Source organism: Salinicola salarius, from assembly GCF_002179555.1.
Taxonomy (GTDB): Bacteria; Pseudomonadota; Gammaproteobacteria; order Pseudomonadales; family Halomonadaceae; genus Salinicola; species Salinicola salarius_A.
On the sequence record NZ_NHOU01000002.1, the window covers coordinates 25,361 to 37,770 of the forward strand.

Consider the following 12,410-nt stretch of genomic DNA (forward strand, 5'->3'; position numbering starts at 1 on the left):
ATAGCGCCGTCGGCGGATCAACTCACGTCCGAGGAGGATTGACGCTCCGTCGGTGGCGTATCGCCGGCCTGCCGGGACGGCGCGGATTCGCTGCCCGCCGACTCGTCGCGCAGCTCCCGACGCAGCACCTTGCCCACGTTGCTCTTGGGCAGCTCGTCACGCAGCTCCACGAACTTGGGCACCTTGTAGCCGGTCAGTTCCTGTTTGCACCACTGGCGTAATGCCTGCGGGTCGAGACTGTCGTTGCGCGCCACCACGAACAGCTTGATGGCTTCTCCGGTCTCTTCGTCGGGGACCCCCACCGCCGCGGCCTCGACGACATCGGGATGGCCCGCGACGACCTCCTCGATCTCGTTGGGATAGACGTTGAATCCGGAGACCAGAATCATGTCCTTCTTGCGATCGACGATCTTGACGTAGCCGTCGTCGAGTATCACCGCCATGTCGCCCGTACGCAGCCAGCCGTCGGCATCCAGCGTTCTGGCCGTGTCTTCCGGGCGGTTCCAGTAGCCCTTCATGACCTGCGGCCCCTTGACGCAAAGCTCGCCGCGCTCGCCAAGCGGCAATGCCCGCCCATCATCATCGATGACCTTGATCGAGGTGCCAGGTACCGGCTTGCCGATGGTGCCGATCTGCGTCGCCTCGGGCGGATTGACCAGCGCGATGGGCGAGGTTTCGGTCAGGCCGTAACCTTCGACGATGCCATTACCGGTGGTCTGCTCCCATCGCTGTGCCACCGTATGGGTCAACGCCATGCCGCCGGAAATCGTCATCTTGAGGCCGGAAAAATCGAGCGCCTTGAAGTCGTCGCGCTGACAGAGCGCATTGAACAAGGTATTGAGCCCCACGAATACCGTGAAAGGCGTCCTGGACAGCGTCTTGACGAATCCGGGGAGATCACGAGGATTGGGGATCAGAACGTTGTGCTGCCCGGTGACCATCGCGAACAGGCAATTCACCGTGAAGGTGTAGATGTGATAGCAAGGCAGCGGCGCGATGATCGTCTCCTCCCCCTCGACCAGCGCCTTGCCGACCACCTGCTTGGTCTGCAGCATGTTGGCGATCAGGTTGCGGTGGGTCAGCATCGCCCCCTTGGCGACGCCAGTGGTGCCGCCGGTGTACTGCAGCGCCGCCACGTCGTCGCCGCGGCTGGCGACCACCTTCACCTGATGCCGGCTGCCGACGGAGAGCGTATGCCGGAAACCGATCGAGCCGGGGAGCGAATAGGCGGGCACCAATTTCTTGACGTACCGCACCACGCCATTGATCAGCGACCTCTTCGGCCAGGGATGGAGATCCGCCATCTCGGTCACGTAGACATGGCGGATATCGGTCTGATCGAGCACCTTCTCCAGCTTGTGAGCCATGTTGGCCAGCACCACTACTGCCTTGACACCGGCATCACGAAACTGATGACGCATCTCGCGCTCGGTGTAGAGAGGGTTGGTATTGACGACCACCAGCCCGGCACGTAGCGCACCGAACACCGCCACCGGGAACTGCAGCACGTTGGGCAACTGGATCGCGATCCGGTCGCCGGGCTCCAGGTCGGTTTCCTGCTGCAGCCAGGCGGCGAAGTCGCCGGAAAGCCGATCGACGTCACGGTAGCTCAAGGTGTGACCCAGGCAACTGAAGGCCGGATGGTCGACGAACCGACGGCACGCCTCGGCGATGATGTCGTTGATCGACTCGAACGCCTCCATGCCCTCCAGCGGCGCTCCCGTTTCGATGCACGGGCTGACGCTGTCGCTCATAGGATCTCCTTGATTCGTGTCGGTTACTCGACCTTATAACAGGATCGGACCGGCGAGGCGCTGCCACCAAGGTTGTAAGGGAACCGCAAACCGTCGTCCGGGCAGCCCCATAGTGCGTCGGCGTGGTTAGACCGAGGGTTCTTCGCGCCGCGCCAGGCGGCGTCGCTTGGCCGCTCGCCGCCAGCGTAGCAGCATCCAGAGCAGCAAAAGCGCCGCAATCACGATCCACGTCACCGGGCGCTGAGCGTAGGTTTCCACGTAAGGCCTGGCCAGTCGCCATCCCTGCTGGGCCTTGTCGACGGCGATATCGGCCATCTGCGAAGGGGTCAATCCATCAGCGAAGTCATTACCGTCATCGGCATTCACACTGTCTTCTTGCTGGCGCGACTCGCTGGCGACACCCTGCTCGAAATCGGCACCGCTCAGGCCCACCGCGGCGTCGGGATTGAGACGCACCACCGGGAGATCGAGATGCAACGTGCGGCCATCCAGCTGCGCCTCGGCGGTGATTCTGACCGGCAGCGACTCGTTGGGATCCGTCTGCGGTACCGCGATCGTCCATTCCCGATCGCCGGTCTGGCGTATGTCGAGCGAACGGCCGGTGAGGCTTGCGCTCAGCCGGGTGTTGTCGACGTTGAGATCCGGGTGGTTGGCATGCACCACGATCCGGGTGCCATCCTCGCTCAGCACGGCACTCAGGGCAGCAACCACGTTCACCGGCTGCACCTGCTGGCGAATCATGCGCTCGCTGCGCGCCGTGATCGTCAGGCGCGCGTTGCCCAGCTGGTCGGCACCCGGCAGCTCGCCACGGAAATGATCCTCGGACGAGGCCAGCGCCGTCTCGGCGAGCGTCGCGTCGTCGAGATCCCGCAGTTCGGCGCGCACGCTCATCCCCGCCGGGTGCTCGTCGGCGGCCAGCGTCCTGCCTTCCGAAGCCAGCCAGACATCCAGCGGTGTCGAAAATCCCTGATAGAGCGTCGCCGGCAGCGGCTCGCTGCGCAGCACCGTATCGGCATGGATGCCGATACGACTGTCGGCACCGATATCGCCTTCGATCTGCCATTCGCCCGGTGCGGGGTCGGGCACGGTGATCAGGTCGTAGCGGTCACTGCTCAGCCATTCCACGGAACCCGGGTGGTCATCGCGGGAGTATCGCTGCCCGCCGGGGCCGATCAGAACCGGCGAATCGACGCCCGGCGCGTGGAACAGCAAGGCATTGAACTCGTCGATATCGTCATCGACGCTAAAGCGCTGTCGATCGTCGATGGGCACCTGGTCGCCCGGCAGAATGCGGTCGAGAACATCCAGGAAGGCCCGCAGCAACTCTTCGGGCGTGTCGGCCACCGCCGCCAGCCCGCCGGTGGTCTGCGCGACCTGCTCGAGCAGCGGCAGGTCGACGTTGTTGGAGAGCGCGATGGGATGCACGACGACGCCGCGCGCGGCGAGGTCCGGCCCCAGCTCGGTGATGATGCGCTGGCGTGAAGCGCTGTCACGTTGCGCCTTGTCGCTACCGGAAGCCGGCAGGTCGACCATGCCGTCGGTCAACAGGATCAGATGCCGATTGCCGCTGTCCGGCGTCGCACTCGCCGTCTGCCGCAGCGCGCGCTCGATATCCGTGAACTGCTGGTAGTCGGTCAACTGCGAAGCCATGCTTCCGGCCTGCTCCCGCCAGGCATCGACGACCTCGCCACTCGGCAGCGGGTTGGCGACGGTGGTCCCGAAGGTCCAGACCGATCCTCGCGCACTGGGAGGCAGCAAGGTCGCGGCGAAACCCAGTGCATTGGCGCGCAGGTTGCCGGGATCGTTCTGTTTCATGCTGCCGGAAACGTCGATGACCATCCGCACGTCCGGCGCCGTCTGCGCCAGCGCCCAGCCGGGAGACATCCCCGCCGCCAATATCAGAATCAACAACAACGCACGCATTTTTCGCTTCCTTTCGAAATACACGTCAGGACGAGATCATCTCATCCGAAAATCTACTCGGCTCATCAGTTGACCACCGGCTCGCGGCGGGTCCGCCCCTTCGCTCGCGGCGCCGGCCCCTCCTGCGGCGAGCTCCGCTTTCCCCGGCGCGGGCCGTCGCCAGCATCGCCTCCATCGTGGCGGCGAGCCAGTAGCCGCCATGCCAGCACGCCCAGCACCGCTCCCATGGCGGCACCTGCCAGTAGCAGCGGCAGCGCGCCGGCGACCTGGCCGCCATCGTGCTGGAGCACGCCGACCGCCATGACCACGACGGCTGGTGCCAGGCCGGAGTACGTCTCTCCCGGTTCCAGCAATGGCAGCGAGAATGGCGCCACCATCCACAACCCGCCAGCGACGATGCCCACCAACACAAGACGCGGCAGCAACGGCAGCAGTCGCACGCCCAGATAACCGGTGATCAGAACGACCAGAGACAGCACGCCATAACTCAGCCAGAGTTGCGGCAGGGAATCGGAAAACAGCATGGTAATGACTCTCGATTCATACGATTTGGGACATGGTACACTCCAAGTCGGTAAAGCACAGCCGCGCCGCTATCCGACGTGGCATGCGGCTCGCCCCCGCCGCACGGCCTCCCGAGCGCAACAGACGGCAATCGTCCCACGGCATTGTCGAAGCGCGATTGTCAGAAGTATCCTTTTTCGACGTTGACGCCTCCTTTTTCGATGTCATTGAAACAGCCTGCCCGAAAGGACCTTTCCTCGACCCATGCCCCGCTCGCAGACGACACAAACACCACCCGTCGCTCACTTTCGCCGTAGCGACGATCCCGACTGGCACTGGCTGGAGTCCCGCGATGACCCGCAGGTCAAGGCATTCCTGCGCGCAGCCAATCGTGAAAGCGATGCTTTCTTTGCCCCGCTGAAACCGCTGGAAGATGCCCTCTACGACGGGCACCTGGCGCGCCGGGAACTCAAGGTCACCGGTTTGCCGACGACGCTCGAACGGTTCCGCTACTGGAGCGAAACGGCCGCCGATGCCGACTACCCCTTGTGGTGGCGCCAAACCAGGGACGGCGATACCGCGCCCGAGCTGCTGCTGGACCTGGAAGCTCGCTCCCAGGCCCATGATTTTCTCGAACTGGGCGACATGGCGATCTCGTCGGACGAACAGTGGCTGGCCTGGACGGAAGATGCCAGCGGCAACGAATATTTCGATCTCTACCTGAAGCGGCTGCCGGACGGCGAACCGCAACGGCTGCGCAGGCGCATCGGGCCGGATCTGGTGTGGGCGGAGGATAACCGGACGTTGCTGTTCACCCGTTACGATGCCACGCAGCGCCCCGCTACCGTGTGGCTTCTGCGGCCGGAGGACGATCACTGCGAAAAGATTTTCGAGGAAGTGGACGTCGAGTTCTGGGTCGGGCTGGGCAAGACACGCTCCCGTCAGTGGCTGGTACTGGAGACCGCCTCGAAGGACACCTCGGAGTGCCACCTGATCCCGGCGACAGCGCCCCGGACGGCGCCGGCATGCGTCCGGCCGCGGGAGACCGGCGTCGAGTACACGCTGGAGCATCGCGACGACGTCTTTTACGTGCTGCACAATCGTGACGGCTCGCATTTCCGCCTGGATACGGCCCCCGTCTCACAACCCGACTCATGGACGCCGCTGGTCCCGCACCGCGAGGACGTCACGCTCGAGGGCATCGATGCCTTTTCCTGGGGCGTGGTCGTCACCGAACGTGACCACCACGAAGCCCAGGTCTACCTTCGCGTCATCGAGCAAGGGGAAGCCGATCTGGACGGGAATGCTCAAGCTGACGAAGGGCTACCGGGGAGCCGGCTTCCGCTTCCCGAAGCTCCCTGCAGCCTGGCGCTTGGCGACACGCCGGATTTCCATACCCGCAAGCTGCTGCTGCGCGAAGAGTCGTTCACCCTACCAGTACGCTGGGTCGAGCACGATCTCGACAGCGGAGAGCAGCGCGTGCTCAAGACTCAGCCGCTGCATGGCGACCTGCAGCCCGACGATCTGGTCTGCCGGCGGCTCTGGGCCGAAGGTCACGATGGCGAGCGCATTCCCGTTTCCGTGGTGGCCCGAGCCGACAGGCTCGGTCAGGCACCGATGCCGACGCTGCTCTATGGCTACGGCGCGTACGGCGAAGTGCTCGATCCCTGGTTCTCGATTGCTCGCCTGGAACTGCTCTCTCGAGGCGTCGCGTTTGCCGTCGCTCACGTACGCGGCGGCGGCGATCGGGGCGAACCCTGGTATCTGGCGGGCAAGCTGGAGCACAAGGAGAACAGTTTCAGGGACTTTCTCGCGGCGCGTCAGGCCCTGGTCGCCGAAGGAATTGCCGATCCCGAACACATCGCAGCCTATGGCGCCAGCGCCGGCGGCCTGCTGGTCGGCGCCAGCCTCAATCTCGAGCCGGAGGCGTTCTGCGCGGCGGTACTGGACGTGCCTTTCGTCGACGTGCTGCGGACCATGGAAAATCCAGATCTGCCCCTCACCACGGCGGAGTACACGGAGTGGGGAAACCCGGACGAACCGGCCGTACGGCGACGCATCCGCGATTATTCGCCGCTGGACAACCTGAACGCGCAGCCCTACCCCAGCGTCCTGCTGCAGGGCAGCTGGCACGATTCGCGGGTGCCCTACTGGGAGCCCGCCAAGCTCTACGCACGCATGACGGAACTCGGCAGCGCGCGTGGCCCGGTCCTTCTGCGTACCGACATGGCCGCCGGCCACGGTGGCGCGTCAGGACGATTCAAGGCATGGCGAGACAACGCCCGCCAGGACGCTTTCATCCTATGGGCACTGGGGCGAGACGCCGTCTGACGCTAGCGGGAGTGCACCTCGGGGGACGCCGGCGGGAGGAGTGACATCCCGCCGGCTGAGGGTTCAACGTTGCTCGTCGAGGGGAATAATGTCGATGATGTGTTCTTCATAGTCGGCATCATCGACCTCGGCTTCGCTGACGGCGAAATGGCGAACGCTCATCTTGCGCTCGTGCATGCGGCGATCACTGCCGCTGCGCAATGGATGCCAGCTGGCCAGCTTGCGCCCCTCGGCGACACGCCGGTAGGCACAGCTGTGCGGCAGCCAGTGAAACTGGTCCAGGTTCTCCAGACTCAACTGGGTACACTCGGGTACCCGCTCGAAGCGATGCGCATAGTCGCTGCAGCGGCAACTGCCGATGTCCAGCAGTCGGCAGGCCACGTTGAGGGTGGCGACGTCTCCCGTATCGGCGTCTTCCATCTTGACCAGACAGCACTTGCCACAGCCGTCGCACAACGCCTCCCACTCCTGCTGGGTCAGTTCTTCCAGAGGGAACCGCTCCCAGAATCGCTCACGCATACGACTCTCCTTGCCTTGGCTCAGGGCCGCCCCGGAAGAACGGGTGCCACGTTCGGCCAGGATCACTCATCCCGCCGGGTAAACAGGTCCAGCATCTCGGGATCCTTGGGCGGCGGCATCTGCAGATAGAACCCCTGCCCCCGGATCGCCGCCATGACCTTGACCACATCGACCCGCGCCAGCGGTCGCTCGGGCCGCAGCAACAACGTCATCACCGGGATCGGTCGACCGAATTGCTCGCGCAGCGCCTGGGGCACCGGCGCCATGCCGCGCGCCTTGTCGAGATAGAGATACATTTCATCCCGTCGCGAGCTCTTGACGATCTCGCAGATGAGCCTGGAGGTATCGTTCATCACGCGGCTTCCTGCTCGGCAAGCGCCTGCTTCCAGTCGGCCGATAGCTGCTGCCCACGCCACCCGGTCGGCAACGGCAAATCCAGCTGCCTGAGATGCGCGGTGACCACCGCCTCCATTTCCGCTCGGTTGGAGAGCCGTTCGGGTGCCAGCCCCAATGCTTCGGCACGGGTCTGTACGACCTTTTTCAGCGCCTTAAAGCGGCACTTGAAGGCAGGGGATGTCGGGACCGGCAAAGGTTCGCAGAGTTCGGACGCCTCCCGATGCTGCGCTGTCTTGACCAGCGCCAGCATCGCGTCCCCTTCCCGCTTGACGAGACTTGGCGTCATGCCATCGACGGCGGCCAGTTCATACCGGTTGCTCGGCATGGCCTCGGCGATAGCGTAGAGCACGCTATCCTTGGCCAGCCAGCCCCGCGGCACATCCCGACGCCGCACTTCGGTTTCACGCCAGGCGGTCAGCTCCCGATACGCTTCGACCTGCCGGGGCTGCAGGCGCCATAGCTGGCGATGGCGGGTGTACCACTGCTCGCCGGCAGCAGCGTTGCGACCCTGGCTCAACGCCTCGCACTCTTCCTCGAACCAGCGCTCGCGTCCCAGCGTCGCCAACGCCTGACGCTGCTGCTCCCAGATCACCGGAAGATAGACGACATCGAGAGCGGCATAATCGAGCTGCGCCGGTGTGAGCGGGCGCTCGAGCCAGTTGGAACGCGTCTCCTCCTTGGGCAGATCGACGCCGCAACGCTGCGCGACCAGGCGTCGATAGCCCATGGCCGGGTCGGCGCCAAGGAAGGATTCGGCGATCTGCGTATCGACCAGCGGAGCCACCGTCACGCCTGCCCATAGCGCCAGCACATCGAGATCCTCGCTGCAGGCGTGGATCAGTTTCGGCGGGCCGGCGCTCAGCAATTGCCGCAAATCGTCACTTGCCGCGATCGCCTGAGGATCGATCAGATAGACGACTTCCCCGGCCGTCAGCTGGATCAGCGCCGGCACGGGAAAAAAGCTCGACTCCCGGAAGAATTCGGTATCCAGGGCGACGAGATCCGCCGTGGTCAACGCCTCGCAAGCGGCCTGCAATCCTTCCGGGGTGTCGACCCAACACAGCGAATAGTCAAAACTCATTCAGATCCCTCTCGGCCCGTCATTCGGCCGGCATTACAAAAAATCGGAGCGAGGGCTCGGCGGACGAGCCACCGATGCCCTTACTCGTAGGAAAATGGCTGGCGCCCCTGAAACGCCCGGCTGAGCGTGCCGCCATCGACATACTCCAGCTCGCCGCCCATCGGGACGCCGTAGGCCAATCGGGAGAGCTTGGCCTCCCGCCCGACCAGGTGCTCGGCGATGTAATGCGCGGTGGCCTCCCCCTCCACGGTCGGGTTGGTCGCCAGGATGATCTCGCTGACCATCTCTCGGGAGAGCCGGGACTCCAGTTGATCCAGGCCGATATCGTCGGGGCCGATGCCGTCGAGCGGTGACAGATGGCCATGCAGCACGAAATACTGACCGCGAAAGCCGCCTGCCTGCTCGATCGCCAGCATGTCGGCCGGCGACTCGACCACGCACAGCAGGGCCGAGTCGCGCCGCGAATCCTGGCAGACGCCGCACAGCGCCTCTTCGGTCAGCGTACGGCATCGCTCGCAGTAGCCGACCTGCTCGATCGCCTGGACCAGCGCTTCCGAGAGCCGCCGCCCACCCTCGCGATCACGCTCCAGCAGGTGAAGCGCCATCCGCTGCGCGGTCTTCGGCCCGACTCCCGGTAGCACGCGCAGGCTATCCAGTAACTGCTCGACAAGCGGTGAAAAGCTCATCAGAACGGCATCTTCATCCCGGGCGGCAGATTGAGTCCGGAAGAGACTTCTTCCATGCGCGCCTTGGACTGGGTCTCGACCTTGCGTGACGCGTCGTTGACGGCAGCCGCCAGCAGATCTTCCAGCAGCTCCTTGTCTTCCTGCATTACGGAAGGATCGATCTCGACGCGGCTGACGTCATGGCGGCCATTCATGGTCACCTTGATCATGCCGGCGCCGGCTTCGCCCAACACTTCCATCTGGGCGATCTCTTCCTGAGCCTGCTGCATCTTTTCCTGCATTTCCTGGGCCTGCTTCATCAGATTGCCCATGCCACCCTTGAACATGACGAACTCCTTCGAGATTGGGAATGCTTTGCAAAAGCGTGACGCCCGCGAAAGCGTGACGTCTGCGAAATCGTATGTCTGCGAAATCATATGCCTGCGAAATCGTGATGCCCGGTCGGGATCACACGCGATCGGCGGTTACGCTTCCTTCCATCAGCCGAGCGCCGAAACGCGCTTCCAATTCCTGGATATGCGGGTCGACACGCAAGGCTTCAACAGCGCGTGCGTGACGTTCGCGTGCCTCGCGGTCACGCTTGGCCTTGGCCGTCTCGCGTGCGCCGTCCAGTTCAGCAACGCTGATCTCGAGCCGACGCGTGTAGCCGAGGCCCGCCAACGCCTTGGTGATGCGCTCGATATGCAGATCGGAGAGCATGGCCGACTGGCCGGGGTCCAGCGTCACCTTCAGCGCGCTGCCATCGTCACTCTCGATAACGCAGTGAGCCGCGAGATTGCGCGTGAGACCGCCAATATCGAGCTGATCGAAGCGATCCAGCCATAACCCGTGCGTGAGCTGGCCGGCATTTACCGGCGAGTCCTGTGTCGCCGCCGGGCTGTTCATCTCTGCCATCGGCGCCTCGGCCATCGCCGGCACCGCATCCGCTTCGATAGCGGCTGTCGACCCGTCAGCGCCAGCCGATGCATGCCCCGTGTCGGCTGGAGCGACGTCGCCTTGAGCACCGTCGCTTTGAATACCGCTACTTTGAAAGTCTGGCCGGGCCGGTTGCGCTATCTGCTCGACCGGGGCGGAAGCCGCTGCTATATCGGTCGCGACGTCGACAGCCGGCGAGTCGCCGGGCTCGGGTGCCGAAGCCTCTGCCGCTTCGGCCGCCCAGGCGTAGGCCTCGTCGCTGAAACCGGCTTGATCGTCGAAACGGCTCGCGTCCTCGAAATCGCTGGCGTCATCGATAGCCGCGCTGCCCGACTCGGCCGCGACAGTGACTGTCTCGCCCTGTTCCGCGCCCTGTTCCGCGCTCGGCTCCGGTGACGCCGCTTCCGGGACGATACCGGTCGCGGGAGCTTTAGCTTGGGATGCCTCGGTCTCGGTAGACCAAGGCGGGCGGTCCTCTTCAAAATCGGAGGACGCGGGCGGCTCGGCCGGTGAAGACAAAGGGGGATCGGCAGGCTCCGCCGACGGCGCCTGACGCTCGACAGGTGCCGACGGTGCCGCAGCGGCTGGCTCCGGCGCGATCTTCGGCGCAGGAACGGTGCTGGTCGCCTGCGGCGCCTCCGCCGTCGACGTGGCCGATGTCTGACGCTCGTCGCTCGGCGACCTGCCGCCTTGCTGGGCGCCCCTGCGCAAAGGCAGGTCAGTCTGCGGTGGCGTCGGTACACCCTGGGGCCGGAAGGCCAACATGCGCAGCAGCGTCATCTCGACCGCCGCGCGGGTATCCGGTGCGTTATCGATATCGCCTCGGCCCTGCAGCGCAATCTGGTAATAGAGCTGCACGTCTTCCGCGGTGAAGCGTCCGGCCAGCGCCAGCAGCTCGTCACGATCGCCATGGCCGTTGTCCAGTGCGCCGGGAACCATCTGGGCGATCGCCAGGCGATGCATCAGGCCGGAGAGCTCGTCGAGCACGCCGGCAAAGTCCGGCCCCTGCTCGGCCAGTGAGGCCACTTCGGTGAGCAACCGCTCGGCATCGACATCCGCCAATGCCTCGGCCAGCGCGATCAGATGCGCGTGATCCAGGGTACCGAGCATGGCGGCCACGTCTTCCCGCCGCACCTCGCCCTGGCCAAAGGCGATGGCCTGGTCGGTCAGGCTCATGGCATCCCGCATCGAGCCGTCGGCGGCCTTGCCGAGCAGCCATAGCGCCTGCGGATCGAAGGCCACCTGCTCAGCTTCGAGAACCCGGGTCAGATGCTCGGCCACCCGCTCCGGCGGCATGTTCTTGAGCGTGAACTGCAGGCAGCGCGACAGCACCGTCACCGGCAGCTTTTGCGGATCGGTGGTCGCCAACAGGAACTTGACGTGCGGCGGCGGCTCTTCCAGCGTCTTGAGCAGCGCGTTGAAACTGTGCGTCGACAGCATGTGCACCTCATCGATGAGGTACACCTTGTAACGCCCCTGGGTTGGCGCGTACTGGACGTTGTCCAGCAGTTCGCGAGTGTCTTCCACCTTGGTGCGCGAAGCGGCATCGACCTCGATCAGATCGACGAAGCGGCCGCTATCGATATCGCGGCAGGTCTCGCACTGGCCACAGGGCTGGGAGCCCACGCCCTGCTCGCAATTGAGGCACTTGGCGAGAATCCGCGCCAGCGTCGTCTTGCCGACACCGCGAGTCCCGGTAAACAGATAGGCGTGATGCAGTCGCCCCTGGTCGAGCGCATTGACCAGAGCACGGCTGACATGCTCCTGACCGACCAGTTCGTGGAAGGTACGCGGGCGCCATTTACGGGCCAGAACCTGGTAACTCATGCGGCGCGATACTCCTCGCAGATAGGCTCGCGGCTGGACGTGATGGTCAGGAATCGGCACGACCACGATCGAAACATCGTTGCCAGCATCGGTCATCCTGAAGTGATCGGGCCATTCTAGCAGGGTCGGGAGAAAACTGACGAGGCGGGAGGCAGCGACTTGGTCGCCGAATTCATGACAGGCCAAATTGCGCAGGGCCAGAAATGGAGGCGGCCCCTACCAGCCACATCCCGGCACACGCGGCCACCACTACCGTTGCTCCCTTCCGGGCCTGGCGGGGTTTGCGGTTTAGCGTTGCGGGAGGACCGGCAAGGGCCACCATAGCTCGATTCATCAGTGACGCGATGAGATCGAAGGCCGACAAAGCCTGTTCCATCAAGACGTTGCCGAGCGAGCGGCACTATAACAGCGTCATCGCTCTGCGGCAACCGGGAAGGATTCAAGAGTACCCAGAAAACGATAGCAGCGAATATC

General features: G+C 64.6%; 10 protein-coding genes and 1 other RNA gene. 1 reads left to right on the forward strand and 10 read right to left on the reverse strand.

The window, feature by feature from the left end; genetic code table 11:
* Positions 1-17 precede the first annotated feature (17 nt).
* The 3 genes from CCD76_RS01800 to CCD76_RS01810 form a co-directional block, all read right to left on the reverse strand.
* Entirely contained in the window at positions 18-1,754 is a 1,737-nt protein-coding gene (locus CCD76_RS01800; protein ID WP_087717861.1) for an AMP-binding protein, read from the reverse strand.
* Positions 1,755-1,880: 126 nt separating this feature from the next.
* Entirely contained in the window at positions 1,881-3,677 is a 1,797-nt protein-coding gene (locus CCD76_RS01805; RefSeq protein ID WP_087717862.1) for a vWA domain-containing protein, read from the reverse strand.
* Between the two features lie 65 nt (positions 3,678-3,742).
* Positions 3,743-4,201 carry a hypothetical protein gene (locus CCD76_RS01810; RefSeq protein WP_087717863.1) on the reverse strand — a complete coding sequence of 153 codons (459 nt, stop codon included), beginning with the start codon at positions 4,199-4,201 and terminating at the stop codon, positions 3,743-3,745.
* Between the two features lie 244 nt (positions 4,202-4,445).
* On the opposite strand from CCD76_RS01810, the gene CCD76_RS01815 reads away from it, so the two are divergent.
* Positions 4,446-6,512, forward strand: a complete 2,067-nt coding sequence (locus CCD76_RS01815) for a S9 family peptidase (RefSeq protein ID WP_087717864.1) — start codon at positions 4,446-4,448, stop codon at positions 6,510-6,512.
* 63 nt (positions 6,513-6,575) lie between these two features.
* Here the strand turns inward: CCD76_RS01815 and CCD76_RS01820 are convergent, their stop codons facing one another.
* From CCD76_RS01820 to ffs, 7 genes are all read right to left on the reverse strand, one after another.
* Entirely contained in the window at positions 6,576-7,031 is a 456-nt protein-coding gene (locus tag CCD76_RS01820; protein WP_087717865.1) for a YcgN family cysteine cluster protein, read from the reverse strand.
* Positions 7,032-7,093: 62 nt separating this feature from the next.
* Positions 7,094-7,384 (reverse strand): YcgL domain-containing protein, encoded by a 291-nt coding sequence (locus tag CCD76_RS01825; RefSeq protein WP_087717866.1) that lies wholly within the window; start codon positions 7,382-7,384, stop codon positions 7,094-7,096.
* Positions 7,384-8,508 (reverse strand): ribonuclease D, encoded by a 1,125-nt coding sequence (locus CCD76_RS01830; protein ID WP_087717867.1) that lies wholly within the window; start codon positions 8,506-8,508, stop codon positions 7,384-7,386. The genes CCD76_RS01825 and CCD76_RS01830 overlap by 1 nt, the downstream gene beginning before the upstream one ends.
* An 80-nt stretch (positions 8,509-8,588) precedes the next feature.
* A complete protein-coding gene (gene recR, locus CCD76_RS01835) occupies positions 8,589-9,194 on the reverse strand; it encodes a recombination mediator RecR (RefSeq protein WP_087717868.1) in 606 nt (201 codons plus the stop codon).
* Positions 9,194-9,520: a YbaB/EbfC family nucleoid-associated protein gene (locus tag CCD76_RS01840; RefSeq protein WP_071231634.1), complete on the reverse strand. Its 327-nt coding sequence runs from the start codon at positions 9,518-9,520 to the stop codon at positions 9,194-9,196. Before CCD76_RS01840 ends, recR begins: the two co-directional genes overlap by 1 nt.
* Before the next feature lie 121 nt (positions 9,521-9,641).
* Positions 9,642-11,936 carry a DNA polymerase III subunit gamma/tau gene (gene dnaX, locus CCD76_RS01845; protein ID WP_087718099.1) on the reverse strand — a complete coding sequence of 765 codons (2,295 nt, stop codon included), beginning with the start codon at positions 11,934-11,936 and terminating at the stop codon, positions 9,642-9,644.
* A gap of 214 nt (positions 11,937-12,150) precedes the next feature.
* An RNA gene (gene ffs, locus CCD76_RS01850) (signal recognition particle sRNA small type) lies at positions 12,151-12,247 on the reverse strand.
* Positions 12,248-12,410 lie beyond the last annotated feature (163 nt).